Source organism: Kineococcus sp. NBC_00420 (assembly GCF_036021035.1).
In the GTDB taxonomy this organism is placed as follows: domain Bacteria; phylum Actinomycetota; class Actinomycetes; order Actinomycetales; family Kineococcaceae; genus Kineococcus.
Genome location: NZ_CP107930.1, coordinates 1,627,244 through 1,649,165 on the forward strand (window position 1 = coordinate 1,627,244; position 21,922 = coordinate 1,649,165).

21 protein-coding genes and 1 tRNA gene are annotated in these 21,922 nt (G+C 75.0%); 5 read left to right on the plus strand and 17 right to left on the minus strand.

What is annotated here, in order from left to right; all coding sequences use genetic code 11:
- Nucleotides 1-79: 79 nt before the first annotated feature.
- On the minus strand, nt 80-841 hold the full coding sequence (locus OG218_RS07905; RefSeq protein WP_328292663.1) for a GNAT family N-acetyltransferase: 762 nt from the start codon (nt 839-841) through the stop codon (nt 80-82).
- Between the two features lie 27 nt (nt 842-868).
- Between OG218_RS07905 and OG218_RS07910 the strand changes: the two genes are divergently transcribed.
- A complete protein-coding gene (locus OG218_RS07910) occupies nt 869-1,081 on the plus strand; it encodes a hypothetical protein (protein WP_328292664.1) in 213 nt (70 codons plus the stop codon).
- 36 nt (nt 1,082-1,117) lie between these two features.
- On the opposite strand, the gene OG218_RS07915 is transcribed toward OG218_RS07910, so the two are convergent.
- Together OG218_RS07915 and OG218_RS07920 are read right to left on the minus strand one after the other, a co-directional pair.
- Complete coding sequence (locus OG218_RS07915) at nt 1,118-1,978, minus strand: NAD-dependent epimerase/dehydratase family protein (RefSeq protein ID WP_328292665.1); 861 nt, start codon at nt 1,976-1,978, stop codon at nt 1,118-1,120.
- Between the two features lie 51 nt (nt 1,979-2,029).
- A complete protein-coding gene (locus tag OG218_RS07920; protein WP_328292666.1) occupies nt 2,030-2,365 on the minus strand; it encodes a hypothetical protein in 336 nt (111 codons plus the stop codon).
- Between the two features lie 132 nt (nt 2,366-2,497).
- Here OG218_RS07920 and OG218_RS07925 point away from each other — a divergent pair, with 132 nt between their 5' ends.
- Nucleotides 2,498-4,669 carry a putative bifunctional diguanylate cyclase/phosphodiesterase gene (locus tag OG218_RS07925; RefSeq protein WP_328292667.1) on the plus strand — a complete coding sequence of 724 codons (2,172 nt, stop codon included), beginning with the start codon at nt 2,498-2,500 and terminating at the stop codon, nt 4,667-4,669.
- 3 nt (nt 4,670-4,672) lie between these two features.
- Here the strand turns inward: OG218_RS07925 and OG218_RS07930 are convergent, their stop codons facing one another.
- The 5 genes from OG218_RS07930 to OG218_RS07950 are packed head-to-tail and all read right to left on the minus strand — an operon-like array spanning nt 4,673 to nt 9,324.
- The gene (locus OG218_RS07930; RefSeq protein ID WP_328292668.1) at nt 4,673-5,329 is read right to left on the minus strand and encodes a response regulator transcription factor; all 657 of its coding nucleotides are present in this window, start codon (nt 5,327-5,329) and stop codon (nt 4,673-4,675) included.
- Entirely contained in the window at nt 5,326-6,546 is a 1,221-nt protein-coding gene (locus tag OG218_RS07935) for a sensor histidine kinase (protein WP_328292669.1), read from the minus strand. The genes OG218_RS07930 and OG218_RS07935 overlap by 4 nt, the downstream gene beginning before the upstream one ends.
- Nucleotides 6,547-6,572: 26 nt before the next feature.
- Complete coding sequence (locus OG218_RS07940) at nt 6,573-7,550, minus strand: D-alanine--D-alanine ligase family protein (protein WP_328292670.1); 978 nt, start codon at nt 7,548-7,550, stop codon at nt 6,573-6,575.
- A 38-nt stretch (nt 7,551-7,588) separates the two neighbouring features.
- The gene (gene alr / locus OG218_RS07945; protein WP_328292671.1) at nt 7,589-8,704 is read right to left on the minus strand and encodes an alanine racemase; all 1,116 of its coding nucleotides are present in this window, start codon (nt 8,702-8,704) and stop codon (nt 7,589-7,591) included.
- Complete coding sequence (locus OG218_RS07950) at nt 8,701-9,324, minus strand: M15 family metallopeptidase (RefSeq protein WP_328296224.1); 624 nt, start codon at nt 9,322-9,324, stop codon at nt 8,701-8,703. Before OG218_RS07950 ends, alr begins: the two co-directional genes overlap by 4 nt.
- Before the next feature lie 119 nt (nt 9,325-9,443).
- Here OG218_RS07950 and OG218_RS07955 point away from each other — a divergent pair, with 119 nt between their 5' ends.
- The gene (locus tag OG218_RS07955) at nt 9,444-10,733 is read left to right on the plus strand and encodes a UDP-N-acetylmuramoyl-tripeptide--D-alanyl-D-alanine ligase (RefSeq protein WP_328296225.1); all 1,290 of its coding nucleotides are present in this window, start codon (nt 9,444-9,446) and stop codon (nt 10,731-10,733) included.
- Here OG218_RS07955 and OG218_RS07960 read toward each other — a convergent pair.
- The 3 genes from OG218_RS07960 to OG218_RS07970 form a co-directional block, all read right to left on the minus strand.
- Nucleotides 10,683-11,681, minus strand: a complete 999-nt coding sequence (locus tag OG218_RS07960) for an N-acetylmuramic acid 6-phosphate etherase (RefSeq protein ID WP_328292672.1) — start codon at nt 11,679-11,681, stop codon at nt 10,683-10,685. The two genes, OG218_RS07955 and OG218_RS07960, sit on opposite strands and share 51 nt — an antisense overlap.
- A gap of 24 nt (nt 11,682-11,705) precedes the next feature.
- Nucleotides 11,706-11,778 (minus strand) — tRNA-Thr (locus OG218_RS07965).
- Between the two features lie 51 nt (nt 11,779-11,829).
- The gene (locus OG218_RS07970) at nt 11,830-12,822 is read right to left on the minus strand and encodes an ATP-binding protein (protein ID WP_328292673.1); all 993 of its coding nucleotides are present in this window, start codon (nt 12,820-12,822) and stop codon (nt 11,830-11,832) included.
- 99 nt (nt 12,823-12,921) lie between these two features.
- Between OG218_RS07970 and OG218_RS07975 the strand changes: the two genes are divergently transcribed.
- Both OG218_RS07975 and OG218_RS07980 read left to right on the plus strand, forming a co-directional pair.
- Nucleotides 12,922-13,884 (plus strand): oxygenase MpaB family protein, encoded by a 963-nt coding sequence (locus OG218_RS07975; protein WP_328292674.1) that lies wholly within the window; start codon nt 12,922-12,924, stop codon nt 13,882-13,884.
- 55 nt (nt 13,885-13,939) lie between these two features.
- A complete protein-coding gene (locus OG218_RS07980; RefSeq protein ID WP_328292675.1) occupies nt 13,940-14,962 on the plus strand; it encodes an Atu2307/SP_0267 family LLM class monooxygenase in 1,023 nt (340 codons plus the stop codon).
- Between the two features lie 3 nt (nt 14,963-14,965).
- On the opposite strand, the gene OG218_RS07985 is transcribed toward OG218_RS07980, so the two are convergent.
- The 6 genes from OG218_RS07985 to OG218_RS08010 all read right to left on the minus strand — a co-directional run bounded on the left by OG218_RS07985 (nt 14,966) and on the right by OG218_RS08010 (nt 21,914).
- On the minus strand, nt 14,966-15,208 hold the full coding sequence (locus OG218_RS07985; protein WP_328292676.1) for a hypothetical protein: 243 nt from the start codon (nt 15,206-15,208) through the stop codon (nt 14,966-14,968).
- Nucleotides 15,209-15,316: 108 nt separating this feature from the next.
- Nucleotides 15,317-16,306, minus strand: coding sequence for an aldo/keto reductase (locus OG218_RS07990; protein WP_328292677.1), 990 nt, complete (start codon nt 16,304-16,306; stop codon nt 15,317-15,319).
- Between the two features lie 49 nt (nt 16,307-16,355).
- A complete protein-coding gene (locus OG218_RS07995; RefSeq protein ID WP_328292678.1) occupies nt 16,356-17,354 on the minus strand; it encodes a GNAT family N-acetyltransferase in 999 nt (332 codons plus the stop codon).
- Nucleotides 17,351-19,675: a putative bifunctional diguanylate cyclase/phosphodiesterase gene (locus OG218_RS08000; RefSeq protein WP_328292679.1), complete on the minus strand. Its 2,325-nt coding sequence runs from the start codon at nt 19,673-19,675 to the stop codon at nt 17,351-17,353. Before OG218_RS08000 ends, OG218_RS07995 begins: the two co-directional genes overlap by 4 nt.
- An 83-nt stretch (nt 19,676-19,758) precedes the next feature.
- A complete protein-coding gene (locus OG218_RS08005) occupies nt 19,759-20,598 on the minus strand; it encodes an EamA family transporter (protein ID WP_328292680.1) in 840 nt (279 codons plus the stop codon).
- Nucleotides 20,599-20,639: 41 nt separating this feature from the next.
- Entirely contained in the window at nt 20,640-21,914 is a 1,275-nt protein-coding gene (locus tag OG218_RS08010; RefSeq protein ID WP_328292681.1) for a PP2C family protein-serine/threonine phosphatase, read from the minus strand.
- Nucleotides 21,915-21,922: the final 8 nt, after the last annotated feature.

The window sequence follows — 21,922 nt, forward strand, 5'->3', positions numbered from 1 at the left end:
GGTACCTCTGGGCCGGGGACGGTCGGAGGCCCCAGCGTAGTGGTGGCCCGCGGCGCCACCTCCGCGACGGCGTGGCGCTTCAGCCGGCGGTGCGGACGTCGAGCGCCTCGACCTCGGTGAACCCCAGCCGCGCGTACACCCGGGCGGCGCGGTCGTCGTCGGGTTGCAGGTGGGCCAGTGCGGCGCCCCGGGCGAACGCGCGCCCGAGCAGCCAGGACGACAACCCCGCCGCGATCCCCCGCCGCCGGGCCGCGGGGAGGACGGCCACCCCCGCCAGCAGCACCGCCGGCCCGGCCCGGCCGTCGGAGCGCACGGTGTGGGCGCTCGCCACGGGGACCCCGTCGAGGTGGGCGATCGCGACCTCGACGCGCCCGTTCGCGAGCAGCCCGCCGAGCCACTCCCGGGCCGCCCCGGGCGGGCCGCCGAAGGCCGCGACGTCGATGGCCACGACGGCGTCCAGGTCCCCCGGCTGCCCCGCGGACGCGGTCCGCACCGAGGTCCCGGCCGGGACGCCGACCGGCCGGAAGCTCGCGGGCCACAGGCCCGCGAGGCGTTGACGGACGATCGGTTCCCCGCCCGGCCACCCGGGCGGCCAGGGCGTCGAGGCCGGCAGCCGCCAGGCCCACGGGGTCGCGCGGGCCGCGAACCAGGCCGCGACGGCGAGGGGGTCGGTCCGGGCGGGGTCGTCCAGGTCGGCCGCGTTGTACTGGGCGAAGTCCGTTCCGCTGCAGGCGGTCCGGGCCCCGCCGAACTCGGCGTGGGCGCCACCGGGCCGGCCGCCGGAGCTCACGGCCCAGGCGTCGGCGTGGGCGGTGTGCACGAGCGGTCCGGGGATCTCCACGGGCACAGCCTGTGCGACGCTGGCGCCGTGGACCAGCGCGTTTCGCAGTGGTGGGCCGAGGCCGACGCACGAACCCGGCGCGCGGTCGCCGGGATCGCCGACGGCCAGCCCCTCCCTCCGCACCTGGCGTGGTCGTTGCAGGCGGCCGGGTTGCACGCCCCCTCGATCGGACAGGGGGCCTACGCCCAGCCCCCGGAGTTCGCCGCGGCTCTCGGGGAACTGCGGGCGGAACCCGGCTGATCGCCCCCACCTGCCCGTGGTGGTGGTGCAGCGCGGTCACGCGGTCCGTGGTCGTTCGGCGGCGGTGATCACCGGGTCGTCGTCGGCGGCGTCCCAGCCGAGCTCGCGGGCGGCGACGTCGGTGGCGTAGAAGGACGAGTTCCCCGTCGGGGCGGACCGCCAGGGAACTCCCGGGTGGAACCGCGCCGCGAGTTCGGCGGTCGGGACCGGGCTGACGGTGCGGGCGCCGACGACGTTGGCCACGACGTGCCCGGGCCGGCGGCGTCCCAGCGCGCGCAGGCACGCCGCGGAGGCCGCGGCGAAGGACACCCAGCCCCAGAGGTCCTTGCGCCGCTCGGCCTCCCGTCCCGGGTCGTCCTGCCCGTACCGCTCGCGCAGGCCGTGGAAGCGGAGACTGGTGAGGACCGCCGCGCGACGGCGACGGGCGAAGGCGTCGGCCGCCTGCTCGCCGAGGAACTTGGAGATCGCGTAGGGGTCCTCGCTGTAGCTGGGGTGGGACTCCTCGACCGGGAACCAGTCGTAGCGGGGGGCGGCGCTGAACGCGGCGCCGGTGGCGTTGACGCTGGAGGCCAGGCAGACATGCTCCACCCCGGCGGTCTCGGCGGCCAGCAGCACCGCCAACGTGCCGCCGACGTTCAGCGAGAGGACGTCGTGCGGGTCGTGCCCGAGCGGGCTCGGCCGGGCGGCGAGGTGGACTACGCCACCCGCCCCCGCGAAGGCCTCGGCCAGGGCGACCGGGTCGGTGACGTCCACGGAGCAGGGCTCGACGCCCTCGGACTCCGGCACGGCTCGTCCGGTGTCCAGGGCGAGGACCTCCCACCCGGCCCGGACCGCGCGCGGGACCAGCCGCGCACCCAGCGCCCCGCCGGCGCCCGTCACCACCAACCGTCTGCTCACCGGCCCATCCCACCGCCTCGGCGGGGGGAGCGCACCCGGGTGCGGCCGGGGTCAGACGAGGCGACGCTCGGAGTGGTTCAGCCGCACCCGCAGCACGGTCGCGATGACGTCGCGGGAGGCGATGCGACGTCGCACCCGGCGTCCCTCCTCGACGACGACGACCTCGGGGCAGACGAGTCCGGTCGCGGCGAGCGCTCCCGCCGCCTCCCGGGAGAGCACCTCACCGGGACGCACCGCGGCCAGCGCCGAGCGGGTCGTGATGGGCAACGCCTGCCACCAGGCCGCGAGCGCGGGGTCCAGCTCCTGCCGGACGTAGCCCGTGCCACCCCAGGTACCCGAACCGGGGCCGCGGTCGTGGTTCCCGGTCGCCTGCACGTTCTCACTCACGCCAGCAGTGTGGTCGACGTTCGAACATCGCGCCTCCGGAGCTGGCTCCGGACCCGTTCGGACCCTCAACTCCGGCGACCGCGCTGCCGAGGACGAGGGGACGGGACGACGCACCACCAGGAGGACATCGACGTGTTGGCGGCTCTCATCGTGCTGCGCACCCTCGTCGTCGTCGCGTCGTTCCTCGTCGTCGCCCGGCGGGCGTCGCGGGAGAGCGGTGCACGGACCCAGGTCCGGGGGTCGTGGCGGTCCTACCGCGCCGGTCTGGGCCTGCTGGCCGCGAGCAGCGCGCTCGAGACGGTCCCGGTGCTCCTCGGGCAGTCCGTCGGACGCGTCGGTCTCGGTCTCGTCCTGGTGCTGCGGGTGACCAGCACCACCGGCTGCTTCTTCCTCTACCACGGCATCTCCCGGTGGTACCGGGCACACGACAAGGGGCGTCCCTCCGGACGCGTCGACTGGCTGGTCGGGATCAGCTGCGTCCTGGGGGTCGCCGGACTGGCCAACGTCGTCCTGGTCGTCCCGGACGGCGGCACCGGTCTGGCCCAGCAGCTGCGGATCGTGCACGTCGCCTCGATCGCGGTGCTGCTGAGCGCCGTGGCGTTCTTCGCCCTGACCATGCCGCGCGATCTGCGTGGCCGGTCCACGATGGTCGCCGCGGCCGTCGCGCTCGTCCTGGTCACCCAGGTCGTCTACCTCCTGCACGGGCCGCAGCTCGGAATCGTCCTCGCCTGCTGGACGGCGTGGGCCTACCTGGCCGTCGCCTACGCGATCGCCGCCTGCCTGCCCGCCGTGACGCTGGGCCACCAGCACCACCGCATCCTGTCGGTGCCCGTCGTCAGCTCCGCCGGTCTGGTGCTCGGTCTCGTGAGCCTCCTCGGCGCCGGGCTGGTCCCGCGGCCCACGCACTGGGCCCTGTGGTTCGGGGCCGCGGCCATCGCCGGGTCGGGCGTGCGGCTGGTGCGACTGGTCCGCGATCTCGCCGACCACGACCGGGCCCGCCGCCAGGCCCGCACCGACGACCTCACCGGTCTCGCCAACCGCCGTGAGTTCCTCGACCACCTGCGCCGCGCCGCCGGCGAAGGCGCTCCGTTCGCCGTGCTGCTGCTGGACCTCGACCGGTTCAAGGAGGTCAACGACCAGCACGGTCACGCCGCGGGTGACGAGCTGCTCACCGCCACCGCCATCCGGCTCGGCTCCGTCCTGCCCCACCCGGCCCTGCTCGCCCGCCTCGGCGGCGACGAGTTCGCCGTCCTGCTGCCCGGTGCCGACGCGGCCGAGGCCGTCACGACGGCGGGTTCGATGCTCGCCGCCGTGTCCCGGGTCGACGTCGTGCTCGGTTCCGTCGTCGCCCACACCGTCGGGGCCAGCGTCGGCGTCGCCACCAGCAGCGGTTCCGACGGCCTGAGCGGCGAGGAGCTGCTGCGCCGCGCCGACGGGGCGATGTACACGGCGAAGGTCGGTGGGCTCGGCGTCGCGCTGCACGACGAGGTCACCGACCGCGCCTGGCGCAGCCGGGTGCTGCTGTCGGAGGAACTGCACGACGCGCTGGGCGTGGACGCCGGACCCTGTGCCGCGGACGCGTTCGAGGTGCACTACCAACCGCAGGTCTCCCTGGTCGACGACGAGGTCGTCGGCGTCGAGGCCCTCGTGCGGTGGAACCACCCACGCCTCGGTCTGCTGGCCCCCGGCGCGTTCCTCGACGTCCTCGAGGAACGCGGCATGATGCCCGCCCTCACCGTCCACGTCGCCCGCCGCGCGGTGACCGACCTGGCGGCCTGGCGCGCGGCGGGGTACGACCTGCGGCTCTCCATCAACACGTCGAGCACCTACCTGTCCAACCCGCAGCTGCTGGAACTCCTCGACGAACTGGCCGAGGGGACCGACCCCTCGCGCATCGTCGTCGAGGTCACCGAGACCTCGTTGATGAACGAACCCGAACGGGCCCTCGCGACGTGCCGCGACATCACCGCCCGCGGGTTCTCGCTGAGCATCGACGACTTCGGCACCGGTTACTCCTCGCTGGCCTACCTGGCCAACCTGCCCGCCACCGAGCTGAAGATCGACCGGGCGTTCACCTCCCGGGCCCTCGTCGACGACCGGATCACCGCGATCGTCGCGGGCACCGTGGACCTCGCCCACCACCTCGGTCTGCGGGTGGTCGCCGAGGGCGTCGAGGACACCGGCACCCTGGAGCTGCTGCGCGGGCTCGGCATCGAGGAGTCGCAGGGCTACCTGCACAGCCGGCCCGTCCCGGCGGGCGAGTTCCTGCGGTGGCTGCGCGGACGCACTCCCGCGGTCGTGTGACGCTCACCCCGTCAACCCGTTCTCGTAGGCGAAGACCACGATCTGCACCCGGTCCCGCAGCCCGAGCTTGCGCAGGATCGCCCCGACGTGCGTCTTCACCGTCGACTCCGAGACGAACACCAGCCGGCCGGCCTCCGCGTTCGACAACCCGCGGGCGACGGCGTCGAACACCTCGCGCTCCTTCGCCGTCAGGGCGAGGAACTGCGGCGGCGGGGGTCTCGTCGCGGTGAGGTCGCGTTCCAGCAGCCGCGTCAGGTCCCCCGGGGCCAGGACGGCGTTGCCGGCGTGGACGGTGCGGATGGCGTCGGCGAGCTGCGCGGGCGTGGTGTCCTTCAGCAGGAAACCGCTGGCCCCGTACCGGATGGCCGTGGCCGCCCGGTCGTCGAGGTCGAACGTCGTCAGCACGATCACCCGCACCGGCGCGGCCCGCCGCGCCACCCGTTCGGGCAGGAAGATCTGCCGGGTCGCCTCGACCCCGTCCATCTCCGGCATCCGCAGGTCCATCAGCACGACGTCGGGCGAGAGTTCCTCGGTGAAGCGCACCGCCTCCAGCCCGTCGCCCGCGGCACCGACGACGTGCAACCCCTCCTGCGCGTCGACGATGACCCGGACCCCGGCCCGGAACAGGTCCTGGTCGTCGACCAGCAGCACCGAGATCACGCGCGCACCGGAACCCGCGCCGTCACCGAGAACCGCCCCGCCGGGCCGGGCGCGACCTCCAGGCCGCCACCGACGCCTTCGAGGCGCCGCCGCATCCCCTCGACGCCCCGCCCACCCGCCGAGGTCGTGCCTCCCGCAGCGGGGATCCCGTTGCTCACGTGCAGCTCCAACCACTGGTTCCCGGGGCCGGAGGACTCCCCCGGCCACCGCTGGACGACGGTCACGGGGGCGTCGCGGTCCCCGTGCCGCAGGGCGTTGGTCAGCATCTCCTGCAGCACCCGGTAGGCGACGGCCGCGAGTTCCGGCGGCAACGGACGCTCGGCCCCCGAGGTCGAGGAGACGATGCGGAAACCCGTCCCCCGCGCACCCTCGACCAGGCTCTGCAACCGCCCCGGCGCCGGGGCCTCCGCCGAGGCCGAGAGGACCTGCTGGACGTCGCGCAACGACGCCCGGGCCGTCCCGGCGATGGTGCCGAGCGTCGCCTTCAACGCCGCCGGGTCGTGGTCGGGGAGGAACTGACCCGACTCCGCCTGGGCCAGGATCACGGCCAGGGAGTGCCCGACGACGTCGTGGACGTCGCGGGCCAGGCGGGCCTGCTCCTCGCGCAACCGCGCGATCTCGTACGCCTGCGCGGTCTCCAGGTGGGCCTGGGCCGATTCCCGTTCGGCGGCGACGCGTTCCCGCCGCGACGTCGCGGCACTGCCCTGGAAACGCAGCGCGAGCCCCGCCAGCCAGGCGGCGGCCAGCACGAGCAGCAGGACGACCAGCGTCGCCGCCGTCCCGAACAGGTTGAAGGCGAACTCCACCTGACGCCGGACGAGGATCCCCGGGTAGTAGTACCCGCTGAACAGCGCCCCCGCAGCCACGAGGGTGCCCGTGACGATCGAGACGCCGGACAACCCCAGGACGAGGGGACCACCCCACCGCGCCGCCGAGAACGCGACGAAGAGCATGAAGGCCTGCGACAGCAGCATCGGGACGGAGTGGGTCAGCTGCAGCACACCCGTCAGCCAGGTCAGGCCCAACGCGATCCCCGGCAACGGCCGGGCGATCCCCACGGTCAACGCGACGAGGAGGACGAAGAACGGGCTCGCGCTCTCGTAGCCCGAGTCGGTCCGGACCCGGAGTTCCGCCAGCCCCGCGGCGGCGGTGAGGAGACCGAGCAGCACGTCGGGACCGAACCGGCGCACCGGGGTCGTCTCGTCGAGGTCGTCCATCGGGACCACCGTAGTCTCCCGGACGCTCACACCAGGGCGTCGCGGACGAGCACGTCGAGGAGGTCCCCGTAGCCGAGACCACCCGCCGCGAACATCAACGGCGCCGCCGAGTGCGCCGTGAACCCCGGCGTCGTGTTCACCTCGTTCAGCACCACCCCGTCGGCGGTGAGGAAGAAGTCCACCCGGGCCAGCCCCCGGCAGCCGAGGGCGTCGAAGACGGCGACCGCCGCCGCCTCCAGCGCGCCCGCCTCGGACGGGCTGACATCGGCCGGCAGCCGGATGTCGGGGTGGCCGCCGTACTTCGCCGCGTGGTCGAAGATGCCGTCCCGCACGACCTCCTCGATCGGCGCGGTCCGCCGCGTCCCGTCCGGCCGGGCCAGGACCGCGACGCAGAACTCCCGGCCCACGACGAACTCCTCCACGAGCACCCGGTCGTCCAGCGCGACGGCGCTCGCGAGCGCCGCGGGCAGTTCGCCGGGTCTCCGGACCAGCGACACCCCGAGGCTGGAACCCGCCGTGACGGGTTTCACCACCACGGGTCCGCCCCAGGGTGCGGCGAGGAGTTCCTCCCGGTCCGCGGAACCGGCCAGCAGCCGGCCGGGGGCGGTGGCGACGCCGACGGCCCCGGCGACCAGTTTCGTCGCCCACTTGTCCAGGGCCAGCGCGCCCGCGCCGACGCCGGAACCGACGTAGCGGACCCCGGCGAGTTCGCAGAGCGCGGCGAGGGTGCCGTCCTCCCCGTGGACGCCGTGCAGGACGGGGAACACGACGTCGCAGGTCTGCAGGACGCGCACGGCCCCGGCGAGGCCGAGCGGGCGCAGTTCGTCGTCGCGCCAGAGACCGTCGCGGTCGACGGTCAACCGGACGACCCGGTGGTGGCCGGTCTCCTCGAGTCCGGCGGCGACGGCGGCGGCCGAGGCGAGGGAGACGTCGTGCTCGCCGTTGCGGCCGCCGCCGACGACCGCGACCCGGATCTGCCCCTGGTCAAGGGTGGAACTGTTCACGTCGGAGAACTCCGTTTCTCTCCCCCGCGGTGCGGGGGTCAGGTGGTGCTGCGGTGGACCCGGCGGCCGAAGCCGACGAGGAGTTCGGCGTCGAGGCGGCCGCTCCAGCGCGCCCAGTCCGACAGTCGCGGTTCGCCGTGGTCACCGGGGCCGAAGACGGTCACGTCGGCGCCGAGGAGGAGTTCGGGGGCGGGCAGGTCCGCCAGCTGCCCGAGGTCCACGACCGTCTGGTCCATCGACACCCGCCCGACGACGCGGCAGCGGCGGCCGGCGACGCTGACCTCGGCCTCGGCGGCGAGGTCGCGCGGGACGCCGTCGGCGTAGCCGAGGGGGAGCAGCCCGAGGGTCGTGTCCCGCGGCGCGTACCAGGTGTGGCCGTAGCCGACGGGGGTTCCCGCCCGCACCCGGCGCACCGCGGTCAGCGGCGCCCGGAACGTGACGGCCCCGCGCAGCGGAACCGTCCCGGTGGGGTCGATCCCCAGCAACCCGGCGCCGATCCGCACGAGGTCGTGGTGCGACGAGGGGTCGGCGAAGGTGCCGGCGGTGGCGGCCAGGTGCGCGTCGGGTTCCAGTCCCGCACGTCGCGCGACGCGGAGGCCTTCCTCGAACCGGCTGCGCTGCAGCGCGTTCTCCCGAAGATCCTCGGCGCAGGCGAGGTGCGACATGACCCCGACGACGTGGAGGCGGCCGGAGCGTTGCGCGGCGGCGGCCTGTTCGCACAACCGTGCCCACTCCCCCACCGCGGCGCCGTCGCGGGTCATCCCGGTGTCCAGGTGCAGGTGCACGCGGGCCCCGCGCGGCATGCCGAGCAGGTGGGCGAGACCGGGGACGGCGAGGTCGACGCCGGCGGCCACGGCGGGGCGGAAGTCGGTGCCCGAGGGGTTCAGCCAGCTCAGCACGGGCGCGGTCACGCCCTGCGCGCGCAACGCCAGGGCCTCCGCCACACCGGTCACCCCGAGCGACGTGGCCCCGCCGGCCAGGGCGGCGCGGGCGACGGCGAGGGCCCCGACGCCGTACCCGTCGGCCTTCACGACCGCCATCACGGCCGCCGACGTGCGGGCCCGGACGAGGCGGGTGTTGCGGGTCACGGCCGCGAGGTCGAGTTCCACGATCGCCGACCCCGTGCGGGGCGCCGCGGCGAGGGTGGAGTTCACGACCGCACCTCCTCGAGGGGACCGTGCAGCGCGTGCTCCGCTCCGGTGACGGCGGCCCAGTAGCGGTCCCCGAAGCTCCAGTGCCACCACTCGGTGGGGTAGTTCACGAACCCCGCGGCGAGCAGCACGTCCCCCAGGACCTCGCGGTGGCGGCGGGCGGTCGCACCGACGGGCGCGGCGGTGGCGCACGCGCCGCGGGAGTCCTCGGGCGTCGCGTCGATCGGGGTGCCCAGGTCGAGTTCCCGGCCCCGCTCGTCGACGAGGGTGAGGTCGACGGCGGAACCGGCGACGTGCGGGGCGACCGCGACGGGGGCGACGAACCGGCTGGTGAGGTGGTGCACGAGGTCGTCGTCGGCGTCGGGGTGGGCGGCACGGACCTGCGCGGAGTACCTGGCGATGATCGCCCGCTGGGCGGAGAGTTCCCGGAGACCCTCGACCACCCGCAAGGAGGTGCCCCGGGGCAAGCCGTCCTGGGCGAGGGCGAGCCGGACCGCGACGGCACGGCGCACCCGGGCGCCGGCGGGCCCGAACCCGGGACCCAGGACGACCAGCGGGTCGCCGTCCTCCCGCACGGGGACCGCGGCCACCACCGGGTCGCTCATCAGCAGTTCGACGTTCATCACGTCCTCAGCCTGCGGTGAACACGGGTACCGCGGGATCACCCGCAGGTACCGACGTCCGGTCCTCGAGGTGGAGGCGTCCCCACCCGCCGGTGCGGCAGCGTCGGGGTGTGCTCGAGATGACGCTGCAGCAGATCGCCACCGCCGTGGACGGCCTCGTCGTGGGTGACCCCGACCTCCTGGTCCGCGGGTCCGCCTACCTCGACACGCGTCGTGCCGTCGGGGACGGGCTCTTCGTCGCGGTGGCGGGGACGCGGGTCGACGGCCACGACCACGCGGGCGGGGCCCACGCCGTCCTCGGCTCCCGGCCGACGTCCGCGCCGACGGTGGTCGTCGCGGACACGACCGTGGCGCTCGGCCGGCTGGCCCGCGCGGTCGTCGCGCGCCGGGCGCCCCGGGTCCTCGCCGTGACGGGCTCGCACGGCAAGACGGCGGTGAAGGAGTTCCTGGCCGCGATCCTGCCGGGCGCGACGGCGACGCACGGCAACCAGAACAACGAGCTCGGGGTCGCCCTCACCGCGTTGCGGTTGCCCGCCCACGGCGGCGACCTGGTGGTGGAGATGGGGGCCCGCGCCGTCGGGCACCTGACCTACCTGGCCGGGATCACCCCGCCGGACCTCGGCGCCGTCACGGCGCTCGGGCACTCCCACCTCGAGCGGTTCGGTGGCCCGCACCTGCTGGAGGCGGCGAAGCGCGAACTGCCGCAGGCGACCTCGGGGGTCTGCGTGCTGAACGCCGACGACCCGCGGGTGCTGGCGATGGCCGCCCACACCTGGGCGCGGGTCGTGACGTTCGGAACCCGCGGGGACGTCGGCTGGAGCGCGGTGACGCTGGACGAGGTCGGCCGGGCGAGCTTCCTGCTGCACCCCGGGGGCGCACCGGTGGCGGTGCGCCTGGGGGTGGTCGGCGCGCACCAGGTCGCCAACGCGGCCTGCGCCGCCGCCCTCGCCCTGGCCGCGGGAACCCCGGTGGAGGCGGTCGTGGCCGGTCTGGAACGCACGGGCGCGGGCGAACGCCGGTTGCAGCCCCGACGTCGTGACGACGGCGGGTTGCTGCTCGACGACTGCTACAACGCGGCTCCCGCCTCGATGGCCGCCGCGCTGCGGGCCCTCGCCGCGGTGGCCGGTTCCGGGCACCGGGTGGCCGTCCTGGGCGCCATGCGGGAACTGGGCGAGGCGAGCGGGAGGGGGCACCGGATGGTGGGCGCGCTGGCCCGCCGCCTCGGGGTCGACGTCGTCGGGGTCGGTCCCGGCGCGCAGGACCTCGCGGCGGGCGGCACGTGGGTCGCGGACCCCGGGGCCGCGCTGGAGGTGTTGCGGGAGAGGCTGTCCCCCGACGACGTCGTGCTGGTCAAGGCGTCACGGACGGAACGGCTGGAACGCGTCGCCGACGCCCTGCTCCCCCGGTAGCGCGACGGCGGCGCGCACGGAACCGTCCGTCCGCGCCAGCGCCTCCCGGGCCGCGGCGGGGTCGCGGCCGGTGAGCGCCACGACCAGCGCGGTGGGCAGTTCACCGTCCGCCCGGGCGAGGGTCTCCGCGGCGGCGGCCGCGGTCAGTCCCGTGATCTCCTGCAGGACGCGGACGCTGCGCGCCTCGAGCTTGGCGTTGGTGGCGACCAGGGACACCATCAGGTTGGAGTAGGTGCGGCCCAGCCCGACCATGACGGCGGTCGAGAACCCGTTGAGCACCATCTTCGTCGCCGTCCCGGCCTTCAACCGGGTCGAGCCGGTGAGGACCTCGGGACCGGTGTCGACGGCGAGGACGTGGTCGGCGAGCCCAGCGAGGCGCGGTGCGGGGACGTTCGCGACCAGCGCCGTGGTGGCCCCGCGGGCGCGGGCCGCGCGCAACGCCCCGGCCACGAAGGGGGTCCGGCCCGACGCGGCGATCCCGACCACCACGTCGTCGGGACCGAGCGACGCCACCGCCGCGGCTCCGGCGTCCTCGTCGTCCTCCGCGTTCTCGACCGCGTCGGTGAGGGCGCGCTCGCCCCCCGCGAGGTGGGCGACGAACCGGCCGGGTTCGAGGGTGAAGGTGGGGCGCAGCTCCGCGGCGTCGAGCACCGCGAGCCGCCCGGAGGTGCCCGCGCCGACGTAGTGGACGCCGCCCCCGCGCCGCAGGGCCGCGACGGTCGCGTCGACGAGGGCCGCGAGCTGAGGGAGCACGGCCGTCACGGCGTCGGCGACCCCGCGGTCGGCGTCGTTGAGCATCCGCAGCACCTCGAGGCTGTCGACCTCGTCGAGGTGGGCGGTGCCGGGGTGGCGCTGCTCGGTCGGCAGGCCTTCGGTCTCGGAGGCTGCGGTCTCGGAGGCTGCGGTTTCGGAGGCTGCGGTCTCGGACGCCGAGGTCGGGCTGGTCACCGGCTCAGGCTCGCACACGCGGGGAGCCCCAGGCCGGAGTCGAACCGGCGACCATCCGCTTACAAGGCGGGCGCTCTGGCCTCTGAGCTACTGGGGCGTGGGTCGTGCCCCGCAAGTCTGGCACACGGGGATCACCGTCCGTGGCCCCTCAGAGCAGGGTGTCGAGGTCCCACTCGGCCAGGTCGAGCAGCGGTTCGGCGTCGAGCACCCGCGGTTCGAACCAGACGACCTTGCCCGGGCCCGGGGACAGCTGCTCCACGCCCCAGTTCGTCGAGAGCGAGGCGACCAGTTGCAGACCGCGGCCGGTGGTCGCGGTCGTGGCGAAGTGCCGCGGTTGCAGGGGCGCCGGCGAGGAGTCCCGGACCTCGATCCGGACCCGGCCCGAGGGCAGCGTCCGGACCGCGAGGGAGAAGTCGGTGCGAGCGTGCAGGACGGCGTTGGTGACCAGTTCGGAGACCGCGAGCTCCGCGGCCTCCTCCAGGTCCTCGGCGTCGAGACCGCGCAGCACCCCGCGCACGTAGCGACGGGCCGAGGCGACGCTGCTGGCCATCGACTCCATGACCATCGGTTCCCCCACCAGGTCCCCCGCGCTCTCGCCGACACCGTCGGGCCGGGGGCCGGGGCGCGGGGCGAGCGAGTGCGCCGACGGCCGCGGGCCGGGAACGAACGAGGTCCCGGCCGGGGGACGCCAGGCGCGCGGTTCCTCGCCGGCCAGCTGACGCACCGACTCCTCGACGAACCACCGCCGGTAGGCGACCACCTCCTGGGAGGCGGGCAGGCTGAGGAGCTGCTCGGACCGGCAGAAGGCGTCGGCCTCCTCGAGGACCCGGCCCAGCCCCTGGACGAAGACGCCCGCGCTGAGCGGCACGGTGTAGGTGACGTCGCAGAAGTCGTCCCCCGCGGCGAGCGCGGCGGCGATCACGGCGTCCGGCGCCGCCCGGAAGGCGACGTAGGTGGTGTCGAGCTCCGCGGCGATCTGCAGCAACCGCAGCGGCAGGCTCGGATCCTCGCCGTCCTGGGCCGCGATGCGGATGAGGGAGAGCTCGCGCGTGAGTTCCTGCAGGTGCTGGCCGAACCGCACGCGGGCCTGGACGGGGAGTCCGAGCAGGTGCACCTGGACGAAGCGCTCCGGTCCCTCCACCCTCCGAGTGTTGCACGGGGGCACGCTCGACGGTCCGTCGACGTTTCGCCGTGTCGGTCGCGGGGTGCGCGACCCCCGTCGCGGGGTGAGGCTGTCGGGGTGCCCGCCCTGCGAGACCCCTCGCGCCCCACCTCCGACCTCGCCCGGCGCGTTCGTCAGGCCTTCCGCAGCCGCGTCTCCGGCGATCCCACCGGGGTACCGGACTGGGTGCGCGACATCGCCCTCGTCGGGACCGGGCCCGGGTGGTTCGACCCCGAGGGCGTGGTCTGGCGGGTCCACGGCGACCTCTCGACCCTCGTCGGCGGGATCGCGGCCCTGCTCGGGCAGGGCGCGCACCCGCTGGCCTCGGCGGGGGTGCAGCGTCACTCCTCCTACCGCAGCGACCCGTGGGCCCGGCTCGCCGGGACGGCCCGCTGGCTGGTGCTGACGACGTTCGGCTCGGCGGAGCTCGCCGAGCGCGAGGCCGGCCGGGTGCGGGCGATGCACGAACGGGTGCGCGGCACGACGGCCGCGGGCCGGGCCTACTCGGCGTCCGACCCGGAACTGCTGCGCTGGGTCCACCTGACCTTCACCGACGCCTTCCTGGCCGCGCAGACCGCCGTCGGGCAGGACCTCGCACCGCGGTTCGGCCGGGCCTGGGGCGACGACTACGTCGCGGACTGGGCGCGCAGTGCCCGGGCGCTCGGGGCGGAGGACCTCCCGTCCTCGCGGGCCGGGCTGGCGGAGGCCCTGCGGGAGCTGGAACCGCACCTGGAACCGGTGCCGGCGGAGCTGCTGGGTTTCATCGCCGACCCGAGCGGTCTGAACCGCGTCGAACGAGGTTTCTACGCCGAGCTGGGGCGGGCGGCGCAGCTGGTGGTCTCCCCGTCGGTGGCGCGCTTCGCCGGGGTCCCCGGCCGGGGTGACCGCTCGCCCGCGGCCCGGGCCCGTCTCCTCCGCGCCCGGTGGGAGCTGCGGGCGCTGCACCTGACCCTCGGCCGGTTCAGCCCCTCGGAGGAGGCGGCCCGGTTCCGCACCGGGTCGGCGCCCCGGCCGGACTGGCTCGACGCACACCCCGCCTGACGGTCCGGAGGGGCGTCGTACGGTGGGGACCGGCCCACCCCGAGGAGAACCGCCCATGCACGTCGGAGTCGACAACTTCGTCTCGGCCATCACCGACCCGGCGACCGGTCAGGTGGTCGGGCCGGAGGAGCGGATGCAGGACCTCCTCGACGAGATCGTCCTCGCCGACCAGTCCGGGGTCCACGCCTTCGGGATCGGCGAGCACCACCGACCCGAGTTCTACGACTCGGCCCCCGTCGTGGTGCTGGCCGCGGCCGCCGCGCGCACCACCCGCATCCGCCTCGCCAGCGCCGTCCTGGTCCTCAGCGCCGCGGACCCGGTCCGGGTGTTCCAGGAGTTCTCCACCCTCGACCTCATCGCCCACGGCCGCACCGACCTCGTCGTCGGCCGGGGTTCGTTCACCGAGGCCTACCCGTTGTTCGGTCTCGACCTGCGCGACTACGCCTCCCTGTTCGAGGAGAAGCTCGACCTGCTGCTGCGGCTGCGCGCCTCCGAGAAGGTGACCTGGTCCGGCCGCCACCGCCCGGAACTGCTCGACCAGGGCGTCTACCCGCGTCCGGTGCAGCACCCGCTGCCCGTGTGGGTGGGGGTCGGGGGGACCCCGGAGTCCTTCGTCCGCGCGGGGCTCCTCGGGCTGCCCCTGGTGGTCGCCATCATCGGCGGTGAACCGGCCCGGTTCCGCCCGCTCGTCGACCTCTACCGCCGCGCCGGTGCCGAGGCCGGGCACGCCCCCGAGACCCTGCGGGTGGCCCTGCACCTGCCGGGGTTCGTCGACCACACCTCCGCGGCGGCCCGGGACGCGTTCTTCCCCGGCTGGTTCGAGATGATGGGCCGCATCGGGCGGGAACGGGGTTTCGCCCCGCCGAACCGGGCCCAGTTCGAGCAGCAGGCCGGACCCGAGGGGGCCTTCGTCATCGGCGACCCCGACACGGTGGCCGGGAAGCTCACCCGGATCGCGGCGTCGCTCGGCGGGGTGGAACGCATCTCGCTGCAGATGACCAACCCGCAGACCTCGCACGCGAGCCTGATGCGCAGCATCGAACTGCTCGGCAGCGCGGTGGTTCCCGCGGTCGCCTGACCCTCAGGCGGTCGCCGGCGGGGCCGGCGGGGCCGCTCGCTCCCCCGCGCGGACCACGACGACGCCGGTGCGGACCAGCGCCCCGCCGGCGAGCTGGATCCCCCGGGGCAGTTCGTCGAGGAGGATCCAGGCCAGCACGACGGCCGAGACCACCTCGAGCAGGGCGACGAACGAGGCGAGGCGGGACCCGAGGCGAGGACGTTGCGGCGCCGGGGCTCCAGCCGCTGTCGAGGAGGCCGCGCCCACGGGCCGGAGAGCGAGAAGCCGACCGCGGAGAGCCCGGCGAGGGCGAGCCCGCCCGCGGCCCGGGAGTCCGGTCCGGTCACCCGCTGCACGACGGGGCGTGCGGCGCCGTCAGCGCGTTCCGCGCGCGGCCGCGCCCGCCAGCCGGGCGATCCCCGCGTCGCGCAGCAGACGCACCGGCGACGCCGGGTTGAACGAGCGCGCCGCCTCGGTCAGGGCCGCCAGCGCCGCGGGTTCCAGCCGGACCTGCGCGGCCTCGACGTTGAACTCCAGCTGCTCGACGCTGGAGGCCCCCGGGATCACGACCACCCGGGGTTGGGCCACCAGCCAGGCCAGCGCCGCCTGGGCCGGGCGGACCCCGTGCCCGGCCGCGACCTCGCGCAGGGTGTCGAGCAGCGGCTGGGCGCGCCGCAGGTTGTCGACCGCGAACAACGGGTTCGCCGCCCGGACCCCACCGGGGCGGTTCGCCTCGGAGTACCTCCCACCCAGCAGCCCCTGCGCCAGCGGGCTGTAGGCGATGACGATCCGGTCGTTCGCCGCGGCGAAGGGCACCAGGTCCGCCAGCGGCCCGGGGTGGGCCAGGGAGAACTGCACCTGGTTGCTGACCACCGGGACGCCGAGCGCCCGGTCCGCCTGCCGCCAGCGCGCGAGGGAGTAGTTCGAGACCCCCACGGCGCCGATGCGTCCTTCGGCCAGCAGACGCTGCAGGCCGGGCATGACGACGGTGTCCGGGAAGACCGGGTTCGCCTGGTGCACCTGGTAGAGCGGGATCCGGTCGAGACCGAGACGGCGCGCGCTCGCCACCGCCCGCTGGTGGACGACGGCGGGCAGCGGCAGGACCGGGAAGACCTTGCTCGCGACGACGACGTCGCGACGGCTTCCCCCGAGCGCGTCACCCAGGATCCGTTCGCTGCGCCCGAAGGCGTAGACCTCGGCCGTGTCGAAGAGGGTCACCCCGAGTTCCAGGGCCCGGCGCACGATCTCACCCGCGGGACCGTCGGCGTACTGCGTGCCGTAGCCCCACTCCCGCGAGCCGAACTGCCACGTGCCCAGCCCGACGCGCGAGACCGGGCCGAGCCCGGCCACCTCGAGGGTTTCCATGTCCGTCAGTCTCCGCCGCCGGGTGGCCCCCGCAACCCCGGGGTGACGGTCACCAGCCGCGGAGCACCAACCGCCGCTCGGAACCGGTGACGGCCAGCAGCGTCTCCGGGGCGACCCCGGTCATCCAGTCCAGCAGCTCGGCCCCGTGCTCGGCGAACGCCCGGACCAGGACCTCGTGCTCCAGCAACCGACCCGGCGAGTAGCGCGCCCAGCGGGTCACGAACCGCCCCTCGAACACGCCGTAGCGCGCCCCGTCCCGGACGCCCACGACGTAGGCCGCGAGGTCGCCGTCGAGGCGCAGGACCGCGAGTTCACGCCGGCCGAGGTCGCCCAGCGCGGCCAGCCGGTGCCGCCAGGTGTCGCGTCCGGACGGGGTGTCCAGCGCGCACACGAGGCCGTGCGCCGCGTCGCGGTCCCGGTAGGCCGCCTCGAGGTCGGGCAGCGTCGCCTCGAACGTCGCCGCGTCGTCGCTGAACTCGAACTCGAGGTGCACCCCGTCGTGGACGATCCGGTTGTGGGTCTTGCGCAGGTTCTTCCGCATCCCCCCGCTCACCAGCGGGGCGCCGTCCTGCGGGCGCAGCACGAAGGGCACCGGGGCCAGGTCGAGCAGCCGGGCCCCGGCCCCGGCGGCCAGGGCGTGCACGCGCGGGTCGTCGGGCAGTTCGGCCAGGTGCAGTTCGCTCCCCCGGCGCCGTGCCTCTTCCGCCAGGACCACCCCGAGCCGGTCGGCGACCTCCGGGGACGTGGCCGGGAAGGAGGCGGCGTACCCGCCGCCCCCCGCGAGGAGTTCGCTGACCCGGCCGCTGTCGTGCACGCGGTCGACGACGACGACGGCCGCCTCGTCCTGCCCCTGCCGGACGTGCACGGCCCAGACCGAGGCGGGCGGCGCGACGTCGAGGACCCTGCGCAACCAGGCCGTGGTGGCCGTGGCGGGAGTTCCCGGACGGCCGTGCAGGTCGTGGGAACGCGCCAGGTGCGCGGCCACCTCGGCGCGGCCTTCCAGCACGGTGTGGTCGGGTGCGAGCCGGCGCACCGACGACGTGGTCACGAGGAACCTCCAGGAGAAGCGGTCAGGACGGGCGTGGTGAGCGGGTGGCTGGGAACGGTGGCCGGGTCGTGCTCGGTCAGCCACCGTTCGAGTTCGTGCGCGGGGAGGGCCTTGGCGTAGAGCCAGCCCTGCAGGACGTCGCACCCGGCGGCGGCGAGTTCCCGGCTCGTCGCCTCGTCCTCGACGCCCTCGGCCACCAGCCGCAGGCCGAGGGAGTGCGCGAGCATGATCGTCGACTGGACGATCGCGAGCGCCCGGGTGTCCCCCACGAGGTCGGTGAGGAAGGACTTGTCGAGCTTGAGGTCGTCGATGGGCAGTTCCCGCAGGTAGGCCAGCGAGGAGTACCCGGTGCCGTAGTCGTCGACGGCGACCCGGATGCCTCTGGCGCGCAACCCTTCGAGGATCCCCTGGGCCCGTTCGCGGTCCACCATGAGGAAGTCCTCGGTGATCTCGATCTCCAGCAGTCTCGCCGGCAGCTGTCGTTCGGTCAGCAGTTTCGAGACCCGGTCGGGCAGGTCCTGGTCCCCCAACGACGACGCGGAGAGGTTCACCGCGATCGCGAGGGGTTTCCCGGCCCGCCACCACACGGCGGCCTGGTCGAGGGCCTGCTCGAGCACGGCGCGGGTCAGGTCCTCCATCAGCCCCGCGGTCTCCACGACCGGGAGGAACGCGTCCGGCATCAGCAGGCCGCGCCGCGGGTGCTGCCAGCGGACGAGCGCCTCGACGCTGTCCACGGCGCCCGTCGCGACGTCGACCTTCGGCTGGTAGTGCAGGAGGAGGCGGCGCGCGGCGATGTCGGCGCGGAGGAGTTCCGCGGTCTCCAACCGCTCCCCCGACGCGAACTCGTCGACGTCGGCGGTGTAGGCGAACGTGCCGAGGTGGCGGGTCTTCGCGTGGTACATCGCGACGTCGGCCTGGCGCAGCAGGGTGGGGAGTTCCGCGGAACCCACCGGCAGGACGGAGATCCCGATGCTCGTGCGGGCCCGGACCTGCACCCCTTCGAGGGTGTACGCCTGCATCAGCGACGTGTGGATGGCGTCGGCCAGTTCCTGGGCGGGCGCGAGCCCGGCCCCGATCCGTGCAATGGCGAACTCGTCACCGCCCAGGCGGGTCACGACGGTGTCCGGGGCGTCGGCGACCTCGCGCAGGCGCCGGGCGACGTCGCGCAGCAGGGAGTCGCCGGCCTGGTGACCCAGGCTGTCGTTGACCTCCTTGAAACCGTCGAGGTCGAGCAGCAGCAGGGCCACGGGCGTGTCGGGTCCGGCCGCGGCCAGGAGTTCCGGCGTGCGCCGGTACAGGGCCCGGCGGTTGCCGAGGCCGGTGAGTTCGTCCGTCAGCGCGAGTTCGCGGTGCTCGGCGAGGCGGGTGACCTCGCGGAAGGTGAAGAGCAGCCGGCCCAGCGCGCTGAGGACGACGGCGGCGGCGAGGGCGACCGCGACCGGGTGCAGGGGGTGCAGGTGGTCGACGACGAACACGGCGAGGGCGACGAGGGTGGAGAGGACCGGGATCGAGAGCAGCGCCCACCCGGGCAGTCGCGGACCGCTGGGCGCGGAGGGCCAGCCGGGGGTGAAACCCATGAGGACGACGCCGAGGACCCAGACCCCGTCGGTGGGACCGCCGGGGGTGTAGGTGCCCTGGGCGGTGGAGAACAGGTAGGCGAGGTCGGCGACGACGAACACCACGAGTCCCGCCGCCAGCAGCCACAACCCCTTCGGCGGGCGCCAGCCGTGGAGGGAGAGGACCGCGGCGAGGACGAGGAGCAGGACCAGGTCGAGCGCGGGGTAGGCCGACGTCGTCGCGACCGCCGCCCACGAGCCGGAGGCGGAGACGATGGGACCGATCACCGCGGCCGCGGCGACGGCGCCGACCGCGAGGCCGCCGACGACCCCGTCCAGCCACAGGCTGCGCGCGTGCCGCGCGTCGCGGCGCTGGGCGAGCAGGATGAGCAGGACGAAGATCGAGGGGTAGAACAGGAGGAACCCCACGTCGGCCCCGGAGGGGTAGGGCTGGTCGGCCAGGGGACGGACGAAGATCGTCCAGTACACGTTGCCGGAACCGTAGACCGCCAGGGCCGCGCTCAGCAGGTACCCGCCCCGCCGGGAGCCCTGGATCTGCAGGGTGCGGAGGAGGCAGAGCGCCGCGGCCGACTCGTAGGCGAGGTTGTTCAGCAGCCCGTCGAGCAGGAACGAGTACCCCTCGTGGGGTCGGACCCCCGGGATCGTCGAGAGGGCGAAGGCGAGGGGTGGGCTGAGCAGCACGGCGTGCAACGGCAGCGACCAACGCGTCAGCGTGGGCCGGGTCTGCCCGCGTCGAACGAACACGAGGTCCTCCTGGGGTCACAGGAGTTGTCGGTGCCCCGGGCCCCCACCTCGACCCGCCGAACGGGTGCCTCGCTGCACAGGTGTCAGCCCAGGGCGCAGAAGGCGGCACCCACGAGGACCACCACGACCCCACCGGACTGGACGCCACTCAGTCGCTCGCCGTGGAACCGGCGCGCCAGCAGCAGGGTCACGGCCGGGTAGAGCGAGGCCAGGACGGCGACGACGCTGACCAGTCCGCTGCTGGAGGCCACCGCGTAGGCGGCCGTCGCGGCGAGGTCGAGGACCCCGAGGCCCAGCAGCGGAGGCAGGTCGCCCCGGACGACCGGTGGCGACTGCCGTCGCTTCGCCAGCGCCACCCCGAGGACCACGACGACCGAGGAGAGCCGCATGCCGAGCAGGGAACCCGGCACGGAGACCTCGCTCCCCCGGGCCAGGGCGTAGATCTCGACGCCGAAGAGCACCGCGGCGAGCAGGGCGAGGGTGATCGCCCGGCCCTGCCCCTTCTTCGCGGCCGTGACGTCCGGTCCGGCGGTGGCGACGACGCCGAGGATCGCGAGCGCCGCTCCCAGCACCTGCAGCGTCGCGGGTCGTTCACCGCCGGCCACCGAGATGACGAAGGGGACGAGCATGCCGCAGGAGGCGATGGGGGCGACGACGCCCATGGTCCCGATGGCGAGCGCCGTGTAGAGCGCGCCCATCGCCGCGGCCCACGTCACGCCGGCCAGGACCGACCAGCCGATCCAGTTCCCGTCCGGGGCGGAGACCTGACCCGTCGCCACGAGGACGACCAGCAGGACCAGCGCCGAGAGGACCTGGGAGACGGCGAGCACCTGGACGGCCCGCAGCCGTCGGCTGACGCTGCCCCCCAGGAAGTCCGACGTGCCCCACAGCACGCTGGCGAGGAGGGCGAGGACGGCGCTCACGAGGGACGGTTCTGCGGCAAGAGGTGCACGAGGGTGCTTCGTCAGCGCGGGGCGCGTCCTTGAGGACCTCCCTCGAGGGTGTGGCTGGCGCGCGCGGTGTCGGCCCCGGCCGAGGTGGACCGGGGGCTGGCGTGGTCCCCGAACCAGTCGACGACGAGGATCGTCGCGTCGTCCTCCAGCGTTCCGCCGGTCTGGCGCAGGACGGCGTCCGCCAGCGCGCGGACGGCCTCGCGGACGTGCAGGGGCGCGGCGGCCGCCACCTGGGCGTCCAGGTCCAGGTGTTCCGCGTTGCGCTCGAGCATGCCGTCGGTCAGCAGCACGATCCGGTCCCCGGGCCGCAGCGTCACCTCGCTCGCGCGGTAGCCGCTGCCCGGGAGGAGGCCGAAGGGGAGGTCCGCCGCGAGGCCCAGTTCGACCACCTTCCCGGCCCGCACGAGCAGGGGCTGGACGTGGCCGGCGTTGACCAGGCTGAGGACGCCCGTCCGCAGGTCGAGACGTCCGAGGATCCCCGTCACGAAACCCTCGGAGGGCTGTGGTCCGGGACCGTCGTGCTCGAGGAGCGCCGCGTCGGCCGCCTGCGCCATCTCGACCAGACCCGCCCCACCGCGCCGCGCCAGGCGCAACGCGTTGACGCACAGGGTGGCCGTCAGCGCCGCGCCCACGCCGTGGCCCATCGCGTCGGTGAGGCTGAGGTGGAGCACGTCGCGCGCCACGCTGTAGTCGAACGTGTCCCCGCCGACGCTGGCGGCCGGTTCGAGCCAGCCGGCCAGGCTGAACGAGGACGCCTCGCACGTGGAGGCCGCGGGCAGCAGCCGGCGCTGGATCTCGGCGGAGAGGGTGAACGGCGTGCTGCGCTGACTCCACTCGAAGAGGTCGGTGTGGCGCCGGTTCGCGATGACGACGAAGGCGAGGGCGTGCGCCGTGGCCCGGACCTCCGCCACCGTCGCGGCGTCGGGCTCCCCGGGCAGGGTGAGCTGGAGCAGTCCGACGACCTCGCCCCGTTCGGTCACGGGGGCGTGGACCTGCCAGCGGTCCCGGTCCCCCTCCAGCGGCAGCACCCGGACCGTCTGGGTCCGGATCGCCTCGCTCGCCGGGGCGTGGGCCTGCAGCGGCAGGGGCGAGGACCCCGCCCGGGACGGGTCCCCCAGGCGGACGAGGGCCCGCCCGGTGAGGTCGCTCATGAGGAACGAGACGTCGGTGGCGCCGAGGACCGCACCCAGCCGTTCGGTGACGGCCTCGACGGCGTCCACCGGTGCCGCGTCCTCGGCGGCGTCCAGCACGGCCCGCAGCGCCCGTCCGGGCGTGTCCTCGCTCACCCGGTCAA